This is a genomic window from Shewanella sp. HL-SH2 (assembly GCF_051164935.1).
Taxonomy (GTDB): Bacteria; Pseudomonadota; Gammaproteobacteria; order Enterobacterales; family Shewanellaceae; genus Shewanella; species Shewanella glacialimarina.
This window is the reverse complement of sequence record NZ_CP195035.1, coordinates 264,746-280,677: the sequence shown is the minus strand read 5'-3', so window position 1 is coordinate 280,677 and position 15,932 is coordinate 264,746. Positions and strand designations below refer to the sequence as shown.

General features: G+C 41.9%; 13 protein-coding genes and 1 pseudogene. 5 read left to right on the top strand and 9 right to left on the bottom strand.

The window, feature by feature from the left end; all coding sequences use genetic code 11:
* Position 1: 1 nt before the first annotated feature.
* Together menH and menD are read right to left on the bottom strand one after the other, a co-directional pair.
* Positions 2-841 carry a 2-succinyl-6-hydroxy-2,4-cyclohexadiene-1-carboxylate synthase gene (gene menH, locus ACRWP9_RS01085; protein WP_434927486.1) on the bottom strand — a complete coding sequence of 280 codons (840 nt, stop codon included), beginning with the start codon at positions 839-841 and terminating at the stop codon, positions 2-4.
* Positions 841-2,580 (bottom strand): 2-succinyl-5-enolpyruvyl-6-hydroxy-3-cyclohexene-1-carboxylic-acid synthase, encoded by a 1,740-nt coding sequence (menD, locus tag ACRWP9_RS01080; RefSeq protein ID WP_434927485.1) that lies wholly within the window; start codon positions 2,578-2,580, stop codon positions 841-843. The genes menH and menD overlap by 1 nt, the downstream gene beginning before the upstream one ends.
* Before the next feature lie 500 nt (positions 2,581-3,080).
* Between menD and ACRWP9_RS01075 the strand changes: the two genes are divergently transcribed.
* A complete protein-coding gene (locus ACRWP9_RS01075; RefSeq protein ID WP_434927484.1) occupies positions 3,081-3,911 on the top strand; it encodes an HDOD domain-containing protein in 831 nt (276 codons plus the stop codon).
* Positions 3,912-4,066: 155 nt separating this feature from the next.
* On the opposite strand, the gene ACRWP9_RS01070 is transcribed toward ACRWP9_RS01075, so the two are convergent.
* Entirely contained in the window at positions 4,067-4,501 is a 435-nt protein-coding gene (locus ACRWP9_RS01070) for an Lrp/AsnC family transcriptional regulator (RefSeq protein WP_226412653.1), read from the bottom strand.
* A gap of 141 nt (positions 4,502-4,642) precedes the next feature.
* Between ACRWP9_RS01070 and yjeH the strand changes: the two genes are divergently transcribed.
* A complete protein-coding gene (gene yjeH, locus ACRWP9_RS01065; RefSeq protein ID WP_434927483.1) occupies positions 4,643-5,932 on the top strand; it encodes an L-methionine/branched-chain amino acid transporter in 1,290 nt (429 codons plus the stop codon).
* Positions 5,933-5,938: 6 nt separating this feature from the next.
* Here yjeH and ACRWP9_RS01060 read toward each other — a convergent pair whose 3' ends face one another.
* Together ACRWP9_RS01060 and ACRWP9_RS01055 are read right to left on the bottom strand one after the other, a co-directional pair.
* On the bottom strand, positions 5,939-6,388 hold the full coding sequence (locus tag ACRWP9_RS01060; RefSeq protein WP_434927482.1) for a TerB family tellurite resistance protein: 450 nt from the start codon (positions 6,386-6,388) through the stop codon (positions 5,939-5,941).
* A 158-nt stretch (positions 6,389-6,546) separates the two neighbouring features.
* Positions 6,547-7,080, bottom strand: a complete 534-nt coding sequence (locus ACRWP9_RS01055; protein WP_434927481.1) for a DUF2780 domain-containing protein — start codon at positions 7,078-7,080, stop codon at positions 6,547-6,549.
* Between the two features lie 158 nt (positions 7,081-7,238).
* Between ACRWP9_RS01055 and ACRWP9_RS01050 the strand changes: the two genes are divergently transcribed.
* A complete protein-coding gene (locus ACRWP9_RS01050) occupies positions 7,239-7,991 on the top strand; it encodes a hypothetical protein (RefSeq protein WP_434927480.1) in 753 nt (250 codons plus the stop codon).
* 39 nt (positions 7,992-8,030) lie between these two features.
* A pseudogene (locus tag ACRWP9_RS01045) lies at positions 8,031-9,519 on the top strand (DUF4145 domain-containing protein).
* 354 nt (positions 9,520-9,873) lie between these two features.
* On the opposite strand, the gene ACRWP9_RS01040 reads toward ACRWP9_RS01045, so the two are convergent.
* The 3 genes from ACRWP9_RS01040 to ACRWP9_RS01030 all read right to left on the bottom strand — a co-directional run bounded on the left by ACRWP9_RS01040 (position 9,874) and on the right by ACRWP9_RS01030 (position 13,513).
* The gene (locus ACRWP9_RS01040; RefSeq protein WP_434927479.1) at positions 9,874-11,829 is read right to left on the bottom strand and encodes a methyl-accepting chemotaxis protein; all 1,956 of its coding nucleotides are present in this window, start codon (positions 11,827-11,829) and stop codon (positions 9,874-9,876) included.
* A gap of 187 nt (positions 11,830-12,016) precedes the next feature.
* Positions 12,017-12,379, bottom strand: coding sequence for a hypothetical protein (locus ACRWP9_RS01035; protein WP_434927478.1), 363 nt, complete (start codon positions 12,377-12,379; stop codon positions 12,017-12,019).
* 159 nt (positions 12,380-12,538) lie between these two features.
* Positions 12,539-13,513: a LysR family transcriptional regulator gene (locus tag ACRWP9_RS01030; RefSeq protein WP_434927477.1), complete on the bottom strand. Its 975-nt coding sequence runs from the start codon at positions 13,511-13,513 to the stop codon at positions 12,539-12,541.
* A gap of 158 nt (positions 13,514-13,671) precedes the next feature.
* On the opposite strand from ACRWP9_RS01030, the gene ACRWP9_RS01025 reads away from it, so the two are divergent.
* Positions 13,672-14,871 (top strand): multidrug effflux MFS transporter, encoded by a 1,200-nt coding sequence (locus ACRWP9_RS01025; protein ID WP_434927476.1) that lies wholly within the window; start codon positions 13,672-13,674, stop codon positions 14,869-14,871.
* Between the two features lie 87 nt (positions 14,872-14,958).
* Here the strand turns inward: ACRWP9_RS01025 and ACRWP9_RS01020 are convergent, their stop codons facing one another.
* Positions 14,959-15,930 carry a putative porin gene (locus ACRWP9_RS01020; protein WP_434927475.1) on the bottom strand — a complete coding sequence of 324 codons (972 nt, stop codon included), beginning with the start codon at positions 15,928-15,930 and terminating at the stop codon, positions 14,959-14,961.
* Positions 15,931-15,932: the final 2 nt, after the last annotated feature.

The window sequence follows — 15,932 nt, the reverse complement described above, 5'->3', positions numbered from 1 at the left end:
CTTATTTTTGTGGATCATCGCGAAGTAACAATAATAACCTGTCAGCGAACATTTGCGGTTGTATTGAATGAATATTGTGACCCACTCCTGCAATTATGCTCACATGAGGCTGTGATATAAGTGTTTGTTCTACGCTAGAGGTGGGTATGTTTGCTTGGGCACTTTGTTGCAGTTGTTCTAGCCAATTACTGGTTATTTGCAGAAATTTTTTATCCTGCTCGCCAGTAATAAAGTAGCTAGGACACTTGAGTTGTTGCAACACGTCTCGACAGTCTTGCTGCCAACCTAATGAGGTTGCTTGGTAGCATGCATGAAGATGATGTGGATTGTTCGATTGGCGCTTACTGATTAGCCATTGGCGCTGCTCTGAGGTTAAACCTGAGAATACCGCTTGTTGATACCATAAACTCAGAAATTGTTTCAAAGGAAGGGCGATAAGCCTATCTGCCCAGCGTTTATCGCTTAGTATTCTTTGTTGTTTATCTAGTTCATTTTGCAAACCGGGATGGGCAGATTCTAGCACTAAACTCAGTAATGCTTGTGGCTGTTGTTTGGCGATATGTAGGGCTATGCGCCCACCTAGCGAATAACCAACTAAGTGAAAATCTTGATAGCCTAATTGGGTTACTGCCTTAAAAATATGTTCAGCAGCTTCTAATAATCCTGGGGTCGGTAAACGATATTGATTGCCGCCATGGCCAGGTAAATCGATACAAATGCAATGGTAATACTGGCTCATCTTGGCCATCAAAGGTTGCCAGTCTTCTTTTGCTCCCATAAAGCCATGTAGAAACACCATGGCAGCTAATTTAGGGTTGCCGTATCGATTAATCCAAGTCATTAATGCTGTTTAACCCATTGGCTAATTTGAGCGATTTGATTACTCGCTTGATCATGGCTGACATTAACTTCAATCACGCTGGCGCAATTAAAGTCCATAGCTTCGTTATAGGCTTGGGTAAACGACTCTAAATCATCGGCTTGACGGTAAGCTAAGCCAAACATTGCTGCGCCATAACCAAACTCTAATCCATGTGATAAGCGATAAAATTCATCTCTGAGTTGTTCGGTTGGAACAGGTAATAAATTAAAAATATTACCACCGTCATTATTTAATACCACTAACACATACGCCGAGGTGATTTGCTTCAATAACGCCAAAGAGTTCAAATCATGTAAGCAAGAAATGTCGCCTATTATCATAACCATAGGGGATTTGTGACCGATAGCAATCCCTGCGCTGGTGGCTATCAGCCCATCAATACCAGAGGCGCCGCGATTGGTGTATATCTTAGGCAAAGCTGGGCCTATTGGGGCATACATATCATATAAACGGATCGGTAGGCTATTGCCAATAAATAAAATATTATCGGCAGTTTGTTGTTGGGCAATCCAGCGAATAACTTGTGCCTCACCAAATTGAGTTTGGTCAATGTGTTGGATAAATAATTCAGCTAGGGCTTCATTATGGTTAATGAGTTCCAGCGCCCAGTTGGCACTTGATGATCGTGGCCAGGCTAATTTACAAAATGCACTCACACTGGTTTGCCAAATCTGTTTGCTTTGATGGCTAGGGTCTAAACGATTTGAGCGAGGTAACACTTGCCAATGACTATGCCAAGGTTGATTTGCCAAGTAACTGATTAAGCGCTTGGAAATAAAGCGTCCACCAAACACCAAGACACGATCAGCTTGTTCTAATAGCTTGCTGGTTCTAGGGCAAAGCAGCAGTTGATCGACATTACCAATAACCCCTGAATGCTGTCTTAGCTGAGATTGGGCATCGGTTACTATCGGCCAGGCCAGTTTTTGAGCTATTTCGACAATTTGTTGCGGATTATCTTCAGGTGACAAGGTACCAACCACGATAACGCCCTTACCATGGGCAAAGCGTTTTAAGCCATCTTCGCTGGGCAGCTGTGCTCCCATTGTTGGATGATAATAACTATATGGATGTTGATGGCTTAACCACTGACAAAGAGGTTTTAGATATTGTTGAATAACAATCGGCGCATTTTTAGCTTGCTTGGTTAGGGGGCTAAGTTCATTAGGGTAAAACGGCTCACGGTACATACAATTAATGTGTACTGGTTGGCTAGTTTGGCTAATCGCTTGATTTATAGTGGTTAACAGTGCACTTGCTGGTAAAGCTAAATCTGGCGTAGGTAGATTTACTTGGGTCGCATAATGGCCAAAAATACCCGGCTGAGTAATCGCTTGATTGGCGCCACAGTCAATTAATTCTGGCGGGCGATCGCCTGATAATATAATTAATGGTACATGGGTTAACCATGCTTCTATTATTGCAGGATATAAATTGGCAACGGCTGTACCAGAGGTGGTAATGATCGCCACTGCAGCGCAGCTTGCTTTGGCTAACCCCAGTGCCATAAAGCCTAATCCGCGTTCGTCAAAATGAATATGGCGACTAATGCTGGTTTGTGATGCTGCGGCTAATGTTAAAGGTGTAGATCGTGAACCTGGCGCCATGCATACGTGCTTAACCCCTAAACGGCTAAGTTCTTCAAAAATTAATTGGCCCCACAAAAGATTTAAATCGGCACTGGCCTGAGATTGCATATTAACAAATACCTGCAAAAAAGAGTCTATTTTAAGTGTAACCGTTCGTCATAGGGATATCTAAGATTTAGTCTTCATTTTTAACATGGCGCTGAAAAATATCAGTGAAAATATTTACTAAAACCCCACAAGTAAATTTTTTGTTGTGCTAATGTTAGATATATGATTTATATAAAGCCAGATACTTAAACAATGTCAAACTGTTAAACAAGAAAAATCAAACATAAACAGGATAGCTTGATGTTGGCGATAGACTGATTCTTAAATTGCTTAGGCGATTGATAATGCAATTGCTAATGCAATTGCTAATGCAATTGCTAATGCAATCGGAGTCACACTAGCTCTTGCTTATGACGGTTACAACTTGGTTATAACAGGATAAAAACACAATAATCTCACCTACCATAGTGAGTCGGTTAATTGGCTAAACATTACTGACCAATTAAGTGAACTCATCCCTTATCAAAAGAGGATATGGGTGAATCATCAGGAGAACATATATGCAGACTGCGGCGCTATTAAAAAGAGTTGATGAACTTCCTCGTTTACCTAAAGCGATCAGTGAATTACTCGAAGCGGTTAATAATGAAAATAGTTCAGTAAAAAGTATTTCATCAAAAGTAGCTCAAGATACCTTAATCAGCGCGCGGGTACTTCGTTTAGCTAATTCTGCCCATTTTGGCCGCAGTCGAGAAGTGGGTTCGATTGATGAAGCGGTTATACGCTTAGGAATGCAAACTTTACGAACCTTAGTCATTGCCTCTGCAGTTGTTGGTGCAATTCCTAAGGTAGACGGTATTGATTTAGCTGACTTTTGGGGCCAGACCTTTGAAGTAGCACTATACAGTCAGGAATTAGCCAAGCGTTGTAACGTGCCCGCAGATGAAGCATTTACCTGCGGAATTTTACACCGTATCGGTGAGTTATTAGTCGCCACCATTGAACCAGACTTGGCAGCACAAATTCGTGTTGCGGTTGATCAAGGTGGCGATGCGCAAGAGCTTGAAACCACATTGTTAGGTTTTAATTCTCCTTCAGTTGGCGCGCTATTGGCCAAAAACTGGAAATTTACTCCTAGCTTAGTGGCAGGTATAGAGTTTCAACGTAATCCTATCGAGGCTGAACCTGCGTCAAAATTAGCGATTTTAATGTATTTATCTCAAAAAATTTATATGCATTGGGATGATGAACGTGAGGAAGAAATCTTTACTGCCTGGCTTGCTGCCCTAGTGAATAAAGCCGGTATTATTAAAATGGATATGTCAGGTTTAGCTGAGAAGTTAGAAGAGTTACGCGGTAAGGGCTTAGAGATTGGTAAGCAACTAGTGTAAATCGATTTGTAGAGTCAAATTTTTCATATATTTAGAATCAAATCTTGTCATAAAACAGTACCAGCAACTTTTCATTAGGTTGCTGGTTTTTTTATTTATAAATTAGTACTTACCCCTTGCTTGATTGAACCCGATTATGAGAACGCTTATTTAGCTTAATCCGAATTGAGATTATTTATCCATTCACTCATTACCACGTGGGTTTTGATTTTAATAATGTCAGTTTGTGCATCAATAAATTCACGAATTTCATGTAAGCGCTTCATTGAGTCCGCATGCACATAGACTAATAAATCCATGTCACCGGTAATGCCCTGGCAGGTAATGACCTCAGGGATACTGTGAAATACATGAACCACATCTGCGCACCTCGGGCATTTATGCTGGATTTCAAAGTAAGCTGATACCCCTTGTTTTTGCGATTCGCTTAAAAGCACCTGGTAGCCGCGGATCACGCCGGTGTTTTCCAGTTTTTTAATCCTTTCGGTCACAGCACTTCGAGATAAATTGACTCTATCTGCAATAGTCGAAATACTTTGACGCGCATCTTGGCGTAACTCATTTATAATGGCTTTATCAAATTTATCCACAACTGATCCGTCATTTTGTTAGTATTTTTATCTTTAACCGTCATTTTGTGGGTTTAATCGAGCAGTTTGCGTTATATCGCCGACAGAATGAAAACCGATGTGACACTATAATAACCTAAAATAAGCCCAGTAGAATAACAAATGAATCAAATCACAGGAACCATAGGACGTTGGCAAGGCGCAGGCTTAATGGCCACCACTTTGCTGGGTACAGGGGTGTTTATATTACCGCAAATGACGATAGCAGTGGCGGAATCAGGGGCTTTATTAGGCTGGTTAATTCTGACCTTAGCCATTATTCCGGTAGCGTTAGTCTTTGGATTATTGACGAGCCGTTTCCCCCACGCAGCTGGGCCAGCTTATTTTGTTGAGAAAGCATTTGGCCGAACTGCTGGCAGAACCATTGGGCTTATTTTTCTACTCGTTATTCCTATTGGTGCGCCTGCGGCAATTTTAATGACCTTTCAATTTATGAACGCATTAGTGCCGCTGCACAATGGCTGGCAATTAGTCGCCGAACTATTTGTGGTGTTGATGTTGTTAGGCCTAAATATTCGCGGTATTCAGGTGTCAGCCAAGCTACAGTTTGGATTAACTGTGGCGATTGTGGCTGTGGTGGCAATATTATTTGGCGCAAGTGGCCTCAACTCAGAGCAACTTGAGTCTTTTAACCAAACTAGCCATCCACAGGTGAGTACAGTCATGTTGGCAATGGGCATAGGTTTTTGGAGCTTTTTAGGTATTGAAGCCATGACCCATCTTGCTAGCGACTTTCGCCGCCCAGATAAGGACATGTTACCTGCCATTTTAATGGGTACAGTGTTAGTGGGTGTTATTTACTTAGCCTGTACATTTTTATTGTTAATGGTGCCGTCGGATAAAAATGGCGTAGCGATGATAAGCGCGTTTGACTACCTACTGAGTGACAGCTTTTTACACGGTTATGGTGCTCAAATAATCGGTGTTTTAGGCATAGCCAGTGGTTTAGCAACGGTGAATGTTTATGCTGGAAGCGCTGCAAGATTACTGTGGAGCTTTAGCAAAGAAGGTATTTTACCTAAATACTTTGTGGTGCTAAATCCCCATGGTGTTCCGTTTAGGGCCTTGTTTGCCATTCTGGGCACTATGGCATTAGTGATTGTGCTGACCTTTTATTCTAATCAGGATTTAGAAAAACTGATTGCCTGGAGCAATGGAGTATTTGTGATCATCTATTTATTGGCGATGCTCTCAGCGGTTAAACTATTGAGTAAGCGTTATCTGCCTTTAGTTGCTGCTAGCTGCCTATTTTGTGTCGGTATTGGAATCGCCCTTGCTGACAACATGCTGTATGCAGTTTTGTTGGTCGTTGTTATAGCCCCATTCATGTGGTGGCAAAAAACACACTTGCAAAGTAAGTCCATACAGGCTCCGGCTCACTTGCCGGAATAAGCTGAGCTAGCTTTGGGATATAGCGATATTACGCATTTGGATCAGTTCGCTGTGCTTGAGATGAAGTAAATCAGCACAGCGGCGAATAATTTGGTCTTCATGTTGCGATAGTTCACCATCGGCATAAGCTAATTGCCACATTGCCAGCAGTAATTGCTGCTTTTCATCAAGGCTGAACGCTTGATTCACTTCAGCGGTAAATTCAAATAACGAGGTTGCGTTACCTCTGATTAAGCTCGCTTCTTCAATTAGCTCTTTTGTTTGCTCGGCAGTGATATTCAATGCGTTAGCAAGCATGCTAGGTAACAGTGCTGCTTCATTGTCATCCAAGGTTTCATCTGCATAGACCACTTCGAGTAACAGTGTGGCTGCCGCCAGGTGCAATTGACGGGTTTTATCTTCAGGGCTGTCTGCCTGGGAGCGGGCTTGAATAAATTGTTTGAGTTTGGCAATCATCGTTGTTCCTCTTTATTTGGCCTCTTTCTAACAAAGACGCATCTTAATCAACATACATCCTAGCAAAGACAACAATGCCGAGCACAGTGCTCGGCATTAATTTATGTTTATATTTGTAAATGAGCAGATCAATTAGCTGACAAGGTTTGGCTAATGTTTTATAGCAGCGACCCTAAACCTTTCATAAGCAAATCAACTGTGCCTTCACCTGATTGTTGCTGTAAATATTGCTTAGCAATGTCGACCATAGGCGCAATATATTCTTTTGAAATACCCAGTTTTTCAAAAGAGTCATAAACAACTGCAGCGCCCTGGAATGATGAACCTAGGTTACCTGCTTTTGACAATAAGCCTGACATACCTGAATCACCACCCATGGCCGGTACTGCACCTAATAATGAGTCTATGCCGGGAATGCTGTTACTTAAGGTGCTGAAATCGTTATTGCCTAGGTTTGACTGGGCTAAATTAAGTATCGAGCCTAAGCCGCCAGCAGCTTGTTGCTCAGTTAAGCCAAGTTGGGACATAACATTGCCCACTAAGGCGTTATCCGCTAACCCAGTTACTGCAGCAGCTTGGGTTGCTACGGGGACAACTTCTTTTTTGGTGACATTGTCTAACCAACCAGCATTTACTGGAGCAGAGAGTAATACGGCTGATAATACTGAACAGGCAATAATAGAACGGTTCATAAAGTTGATCCTTTGGTAAAAATAGTGCTGATATTGGCATTATGTTAACTTTTTTTGCCTCTATACGACATATGAAGATTTTGTTTTGTGCAAACTCGATCAATTTTGGGTATCCTTAGCGCCATAATCATCTTAAGCCGATTTTTGGGATCTCACTTATGTCACTTTCAGCGATTTTGACTGAAGCCTATAATTTTTTTCGTAATCATATTAGCCAACTTGCCGCAATAACCTTTCCGTTATTACTGATACAAGTGATGATCCAGCTTTGGCTGGGTAATGAGATGTTGATGCAAGCCCAGGCTGAAACGCCAGAGTTTGGTAGTATTCACGCCGCAGCCATGATGGTGTTGCTGTTACTGTTTTCTATATTGATAGCAGCAATTACGGTATACCTAGAGGTGCGCTCACGTGGCCACGATGTTTCAACCGCTATGGTATTTAAACAAAGCATTCAATTTGTGCCGCCTTTATTACTTGCGGGAGTGTTTTCTGGTTTAGCTATTTTAACCCCAGTGATGCTATTTGCTGCCTTTGGTCCATTTGGCATAGTGGGCTTTGGGATTAGTTTTTATTTATTTTCGCGCTTAGCTTATGTGAACTTTATGGTTATTGTTGAGCGTTTAACGCCACTGGAAGCCATTAAAGCTAGCTTTATATTTACCGGGCCGATTACGGTTAAAACCATTGCGATATTAATGTTGTATCTGCCACTCATATTAATCAGTGGTACGCTTTCACAAATGGCTGCACAAGTTGGTTTTCCACTGCAATTAATTACCGACACTGTGTTCGCTTTTTTTGGGTTATTTATTAACGTGGCATTGTTCCGTCTCTATATGGTTAATCGTAAAATTGATGCTCCTATAGATGACGCCTCAACCGATGATGATAACCACACAGAAGTGTAATTTATTAGACCTAATTTACTGAGTTGATAGGAGAGTCTATTGATAACTGATACTGAGTTAGTTAGCCAATTCTCCATTGAACTTGGTGAAGATTATGCCAGCGCAAAGAGTTATGTTCGTGACATTCCCACTCAAGCGCTGGTTTATATCCGCAGCTTTACTCACAAACTTGCCAGCCTAGTTGCTAAACAGCATCAGCTAGAGTTTATTGGGCCTAATCTATACGATCGCATTGAGCAATTAAACCAAGCTCGCCTTATTGACGTTACTGCTATTCGTACCATGCATAAATTGCGTGCTGACGGTAATCGTGGTGCTCATCCAGAAAAAATATCATCTTACCCAACATCAGTTAGTGTCCTTGGCTGAAAAATCAATTAAGCACATTATTGACGTGATCAAGCAGCTTTATCCGTTAGTGCACCAAGCGTCAGCGCCTGCTTATCAATTTGTGCCTTTTGATTCATTGGCGGGCAGAGATGTATGCTATCGCGCCATGATGCACAATGACCATCATGCTCAGTATTTAGTGGCAATGTCGCTAAAAGCTCAAGCACTAATGGCTCAAGATCAAACAGGCACTCAAGCTGTTGCTCCCGGTGAAACACATAATCCACAGTTTAATCAGGATGAGATGCAGCGACTTTTTGCTCAGGCGGCTTATTGGTTTGCCCAGGCAGCACCTTTTGAGCATGCGGCATTATATGAACACGGTGTCAGCTTGCTACATGGTTATGCTGATTTTGACCCAGCAAAAAAAGCCCAGTACACAAAACAAGGCGAGTTACTTATTGCTCAAGCCGCTAGGCATTGCATTGCCGATGCTCAAGCATTACTGGGTTACTTTTATCTGGTGGGCAGTGAGGTGTTTGGTGCTGATGTTGAACAGGCTAAATTATTGCTAACCCAAGCGGCTGAAGCTGATAATGTTGAAGCTATGTCTAATCTTGGGGTGTTGTTTTATGAAGCGGGTGAATACCAAAAGGCATATGTTTGGATGAGCAAAGCGGCAGAGTCTGGCTATCCTCAGGCGCAGTATCATTTAGCGTTACTATTAGCCGAAAAATTGGCTTTAAATGTTGGCGATAATATCGATGTGCAGCTTGAGCAAAGTCAAATATGGATGCAAGAAGCGGCCAGCCAAGGCCAGTTAGATGCCATGTTACATTGCGCTACGACAATTCTTCACCATGAACACGCCACTAAAGCCGAACTAGAACAAGCCGAGCGCTACTTACATGATGTGATTAAATATGGCCATAATGTTACCGCAATGATTGAGCTCAGCGTTGCTTTGGCTGACGGTATGTTAGGTCGAGTCGATGTGGTGCAATCAGCTTACTTATTACAACAGGCAAAATTGCATGGTAATGATATTCAGCGGCAAGTAGTAGCGCCTTTGTGGCAGTCGCTATTAATGCAAATTGACAGTGTTATTGACAACCACTGCGTGACCGCGCTTCAGCCTAGTGAAGGTGAGTTGGCTGCCCTGCAACAAGCAAAACATATGCTTAATCTAAGCTCGTGATAGTAAACACTTAACAAATAGCCCTTTTTCTTGCTAATAGCGTTAGATTAACGTGCAATAGGCAAGCTGTTGACGTGTTAATGCGCCTTGTTTTCTAAACAGATGACAAGTTTGTTATAAAATAGGTTAAACGTGTTGAATTTAGCTAATTGAATGCATCTTTACCTGAATTGAAGGTAAATTAACGCGTTTTCAACGCATAATGTTTGGCGCATGTGCTTTATAAAGAGGTATCGCATAACACGAGACCTCTTCATTTTATCGATGTATTTTTAATGTTTAACGATGCGAATCGCTAATCCTGTTACATCAGTAACAGGATTAGATCAGTCTGATGATCCTTTCCCTTTAACTCTAACTATTAATTCCTAGGCTTTGCTCAATATTATCGACACTATTATTCACTTGTGATGCAATGGTTTCACTTTGTTCAAATGCATGCTTGGCACGTTGCATTAAGTTGTCCATGGCGATAACAAACTCATCAAGATGATGCACCTGCTGTTTGGCAAAATCGCTGCCTTGGCTGGCACTGTTGAGCATAACATTGGCCTGTTGTTGAACTTGCTGGGCAACGGCAAGTAAGCTTTGTGCGCGGTTTTTTTGTTGCGCTGATGCTATGCTTATATCACTGACACTGCTACTGAGTGCACTATTTGACTGGGTAAGTTGGGTGAGAATTTCCATTATTTCTTTTAGCGATACCTGAGTGCGTTGTGACAGGTTACGCACCTCATCAGCGACAACCGCAAATCCTCGTCCCTGTTCGCCAGCTCTTGCTGCCTCAATAGCTGCATTTAATGCCAATAAGTTGGTTTGTTCGGCAATGTTACCAATCACATCAACAATTTTAGCAGCATCACTCACAGAGGTACTGAGTTGTGATAGTGAATGGTTACATTGAGTGACTGTGTGTAATGTATGGTTAGTGGCGGTAAGGACTTCCTGCGCTTCTAGTTGACTAGCCTGCATGTCGGTCATGGTTTGCTGGGCAGTGGCTGTTAATGCGGTAGAGGACTGATTGACTTGATTAGCCAGTTCAATTAAATCAGCGGTTTGACCTTGTGCTTGTTGTACCACTGTTTGGGTTTGTTGAGTGCTGTTTGATAATGAACCAATTCTTGCCACTAAATCACTTAACGATTGTGACACCTTAGCCATATTGTGCTTTTGTTTATTATCTTCTTGCTCAAACCTTTGTAATAACTGGTTAAAGTGTGCGGCGATTTGCCCGGTTTCACATTGGCTATTCACCGCAAGCGGTTCCCTTTGATTCGATTCACTTAATAATGAGAAAGCACGGTTCAACTGTTTTAATGGCGCAACAACGCGGCGCTGCTGCAAAATGAAATAACCGATTGAAAAGAGTGCCAGCAAGGTTACCATGCTATAAAGCAGCCATTGTAAATTGACTTTTAATTGCTGGTCAGTTGCCTGCTGGGTGCTTGCTAATGCGACCAGCTGATACTCTACCTGGTTGGTAGCTTTGATTAATGCGGCTTGTACACGCTGATTTTCTGTCAACATCTGCTCAGTATTCGCCACCTCTTTACCGTAGCGCTGTGTCAGACTGAGTAACTCTGCCCGTGGCGTTTCGCCTGTTTCAATTTGGGTAGGCTCATCATCACCTAAGGCAAATTCATCCGTTTCTTCGGTCTGGTAAATGCCCAACAAAGGCAGCTTATCTAATTTATCGTGCCACAGGTTTAGGGCATTGATAGAAAAATTTAGGTTGTTAGCTACGCCGCTATCTTTATCGATTAATATCGCCTGGGTTTGCTGAGACAATGTATACACTAAGCTGGGTAACTCAACACTAAGCGCGAGATATTGCTGTGCGATATTGAGGTCGTGAATGTCTTGCGAAGCTGATTGGGCGTAGCGGCTTAAGTTACGACTGTAGTCGAGCATTTCTGATTCAGAAAATGCCAATAGTTGTCTTGGGTTGCCTGCTAGCTTACCCGCTGCGCGATACTTAGTGTCTAAATCACTAATTAATTGCGTCATCAATGTGGTTAAAGAAGCACTGTTTAGGTAAGGATGAACTTGGTGTAACTGAGTAATGTCTGCATTAATTTTAGTAATGTCATTACGCGCTTGTTCAAGGTAATTCGTTTGACCTGTTTGTAAGTATTTATCGATATTACGACTGATGCCATATTGGAAACTATGCTGGATTTTTTGTAAGTCTTGATTCAGTTGTTCACTGACTTGTCGTTGTTGATTGCTCCATAAAACGGTTGTTGCTAGCAACGCTGCCAGCAGCAGTAATAGCGCTGATGCGCCTAAAGATAGAGTGGATATTTTCAAGGGCTAATACTCACATAAATGGCATGAATAAAAGCAGCATATGGCATTAATATTACAGTTCTGTGTTCGCTGTAAATATAGTCTTGATTGTGGTGTAGCTTAATGATGTGTTAACTCCCCTATGTCACTAAAGGGGGGAGTGACATCGGGGGAGGATTATTAAATCCTCATTTGATTCAATATTAGATTAGTCTGCTTGATGCTCAAACGTACGTCCACCTTGGTTTGGCTTGTTTTGATGTTTCCCCGCGGGCGAAAACATATCAGCATAAGGTGCAGTAGGTTCGCGTTGAATATCAGCATCGCTTCCGTATGTGTGACCTTGTTGGCGCTGAGATTGTTCAAAAGCACGCTTCATTTTTGGGATAATAACTTTACGGCCCAGTAGCTGAAAAGTAATGAAGCTCAGCAATAAAAATAACAAAATAAATGGCAGCAATACCATGGCAATTAATGACAGACCAATAAAGGCTACTAATGCCAAAAGTGGGTTCATTGCGGTTAAGTTGTTTTTCAAATTGGTCGCGCGAAATGATTGATTAAATTGCATAGTGGCTCCTGAATATGATTAGCCTATATAAATAATAATTAAGACTGAAAGGCTAGTGTGCCGCTTTTTGACATAATATGTCACGTTAAAGTGAGTTAATGTTCTCAGTGCAACGTGACATGATTGTTTTCTGGGATTTTTATTATTGATGGTTTTTGTTTATTCAGTATGGAGTGATGCTTTGAGATCCTGGGGAATACTATTAACAATCATTTGTCTCACCCATTCATGTCCAGGGTCTTGATTATTACGTTCGTGCCAAAGTAAAACATAGGTCATCGGCATAAACTCAAAGGGTAGAGGTATTTGTACTAATGGATACAGGTTTTGTGCATGGTGCGCAAAACTGGAAGGTAAAGTGAAAATCAAATCGGTATGGGCGCAAATACTGGCCGCACCATAAAAGTCAGGTACCGTTGTGGATATTCGGCGATGATAATTACTGTTGGCTAGAAAGTAATCTAATGCCCACCAGTCGTTACCTTCACAGCGAACTTGTACATGACTCATGGCAAGGTACGCCTCTTGATGCCATTTCCCCTGTTGTAATACAGATAAAATAGGGTGATCTTTACGCACTAAGCAGACTTGCCTATCGCTAAACAAGGTTTGGTATTGCAGGCCATCAGCAAGATCATCCACTTTAAACTGTGATTGGGGATGTATATCACGACCCGCAATGCCAAAGTCTATTTGGCCGTGTTGTAAGTCGTAAATCGATTTTTCTGTCCAGCCGTAAGTGTCTAGCTTTAATTGAGGCGCCTGCTGAAGCAGTGAACCGATAAAGTAAGGAATTAATGTTTCATAAGCGCTTTCAACCATAGAAAAAGCAAAGTGACGTTGGCTGGTGGCAGGCTCGAAACTAGGTGGTAAGGTTAACTGATACAAGTTTTGTAAAGCTTGTGGTAACACTTTGCCTAATGCCAGTGCATGGGCAGTTGGTTTTAAACCGTGGGCGGTGCGTTGAAATAATGGGTCGTCTAAGGTGTCACGTAATCGGTTTAAGCTTTTACTTAACGCTGACTGGCTTAAGTGCAACCGATTAGCGGCACGGGTCACACTTTGTTCCTCTAATAATACTTGTAACGTAACCAGCAGGTTTAAGTCAATGCGGGCAAGGTTGTCTAAATTCACAGCAGTTATTCCTTTGTGGAAATTCATTATGGATTTTATATCATTTCTTGTCATACCACTAATGCGCTAATATTACTGATTAACCTCAATAAGAAATAACGATTGAGGTGAGACACATACAAGTCTGTGGTTAATCTATAAATCGAGTGAGAAATTTGATGCAACGTAATCTATTACCGTTATTAATGTTGATGGTGCTGCTAAGCCCTTTAGCGATTGATATTTATTTGCCTTCTATGCCAACCATGGCATTAGAGTACGGTGTGTCAGACAGCCAGGTGCAATCCACGTTAGTGCTGTTTTTATTTGCTATGGGTGTTGGACAAATTCTGATTGGCCCGCTTGCTGATCGTTTTGGCCGCAGACCGATTGCGATTTTTGGTATTGTGCTTTATGGCGTCAGTAGCTTTCTGGGGGCTTATGCGGTTGAGTTTGAGTTATTGCAACTTGCAAGGGTATTTCAGGGGCTAGCCGCGTGTTCAACGTCTATTGTGGTGTTTAGTGCGGTGCGTGATTGCTACAGCAATAAAGAAAGTGGCTCGATTTACAGTTACCTTAATGGCGCTATTTGTGTGGTGCCCGCACTTGCGCCTACATTAGGTGGATTATTGGCGCTGCAGTTTGGTTGGCGTTCGACCTTTATTTTTATGGCGTTATACGCCATTGTCGTGTTGTTTATTGTTGGCTTTAAATTTCCTGAAACTCGACCGCTTAACACTGATACCTCAGGGAAATTATACCGTTGGGGACGCTATAAGCCGGTGTTAAGTGATGGTCATTTCATGTTTTATGCCTCGGCTTGTATGGTCGCAATGGCTTCTATTCTTTGTTATGTGTCTTATGCCCCAGTGTGGTTAATTGGTCGTTTAGGTATTTCTGAGCTAACGTTCAGTGCCTTATTTGGACTTAATGCCGTGGTGAATGTTGCTGCTTGTTTTGCTGCGCCGATATTAGTGAAGCGCATCGGTAATCGTGCTGGTGTGGTTGTAGCACTTAACTTTATGGTTGCAGCCGCGGCTATTGAAGTGGTGATGCAGTTAGTGGGCCCACAAACTGGCTTAGCGGCAGGTTTTGGGTTTATGTTACCCATGATGTTGTTATGTGTAGGCTTTGCGGCGTTACTTGGCCCAGCTACTAGCATGGCATTGGCAGGCTTTGGTGAGCGTGCGGGTACAGCAACGGCCATGCTAGGTTGTATTCAAATGAGCGGCGCAGCGATATTAACCGCCCTTATTCAATTAACTGATATTCCAGCGCCCTATGCAATAGCCTTATTAATGGGGGGATTGTGCAGTGTGTTATTGCTGATGATGGGCATGAAACGTTTTAATCATTGGCACCAAGAGCAGCATGCTTAATTGAATAGGCATATGTACTGAATGCTCATGAACCAAAAAAAGCCCATTAGTAAAGTAATGGGCTTTTTGGATCTAGGTCATTAGGTTTTAGAATCGAGCGTTAATGGCGATACCAAATGAGGTCTGAGAATCAGAATCTACAAAAGTCTGCTCAAGAGATGCTTTAGCAGAGAAAATATTTGAGAAACGCCAGAAGTAGCGGGTATTTATCGAATATGTATCATTTGAGTTTGAGTCACTGAAACTATAATTATCATTAACGACGGTATCAGGCGTAGTAATAATATTTATCCCATCAAAATCATAATCACTATTAAAATAAGTATAAAGTCCGCCCACAGACCAAGAGTCAGTGATATACCAATCAGCGTTAACACCGAGTACCGTTACTGAATTTTCGCTGTGAGAGGTGCGTGATGAGATGTGGTCATCTGGCTCTAAAACGAGAGTGTAATCGCTGTTATTTTTAATTGATGAATTTAGTATAAAGCCATTCAACATCAACCCTGAGATCGACTCAAAAGGCAGATAATGCTGGTAATCAAGCTTGATAACGTCGTTTTTATTTTTATCGCTATAGTATCTACCATCATACTGTTCAGCTACATCTTCAGAGTTCCATGAGTATGCCAAGGTTAATTTTGACTGCTTGGTAAAGTAGTAGCCTAGATTAACACCGTAAAAATTTGAGCTATCATCAGAGTTAAATAGCGTAATGCCTTCAGTAGTGTTTCTAGTATAGTCCCCACCAATGAAAAATTTAGAGTCAAAGACATATTCACCCGCCATATTATATAAATCTTGGTAATCGGTTACGGCATAGCGAGCTGCAATGGTAGAATATTGATTGAGAAAAGGCGCCAGTGCGTAAGGAACGTTAGCTTGGTTAACGGGCTCAAAATAATAACTATAATTGAGATTGAGTAAGCCATCAGAGTTTTCACTAGAGTCTAGAAAGCCTAACTCTACTTCATGTTGAAAAGCGTCAGCGGTTTCTGCGAACGAGTTCGAACTGATCAATGCCAGCATTAGTGCTAAAGACAAACTTGTCTTAGTCATTT

Coding starts and splice junctions, on each gene's coding strand:
- ACRWP9_RS01060 (WP_434927482.1), bottom strand. CDS start 6,388: ATGATTGCCAAACTCAAACAATTTATTCAAGCCCGCTCCCAGGCAGAC.
- ACRWP9_RS01020 (WP_434927475.1), bottom strand. CDS start 15,930: ATGACTAAGACAAGTTTGTCTTTAGCACTAATGCTGGCATTGATCAGT.
- menD (WP_434927485.1), bottom strand. CDS start 2,580: ATGCAATCTCAGGCCAGTGCCGATTTAAATCTTTTGTGGGGCCAATTA.
- ACRWP9_RS01025 (WP_434927476.1), top strand. CDS start 13,672: ATGCAACGTAATCTATTACCGTTATTAATGTTGATGGTGCTGCTAAGC.
- yjeH (WP_434927483.1), top strand. CDS start 4,643: ATGAATCAAATCACAGGAACCATAGGACGTTGGCAAGGCGCAGGCTTA.
- ACRWP9_RS01050 (WP_434927480.1), top strand. CDS start 7,239: ATGTCACTTTCAGCGATTTTGACTGAAGCCTATAATTTTTTTCGTAAT.
- ACRWP9_RS01035 (WP_434927478.1), bottom strand. CDS start 12,379: ATGCAATTTAATCAATCATTTCGCGCGACCAATTTGAAAAACAACTTA.
- menH (WP_434927486.1), bottom strand. CDS start 841: ATGACTTGGATTAATCGATACGGCAACCCTAAATTAGCTGCCATGGTG.
- ACRWP9_RS01055 (WP_434927481.1), bottom strand. CDS start 7,080: ATGAACCGTTCTATTATTGCCTGTTCAGTATTATCAGCCGTATTACTC.
- ACRWP9_RS01075 (WP_434927484.1), top strand. CDS start 3,081: ATGCAGACTGCGGCGCTATTAAAAAGAGTTGATGAACTTCCTCGTTTA.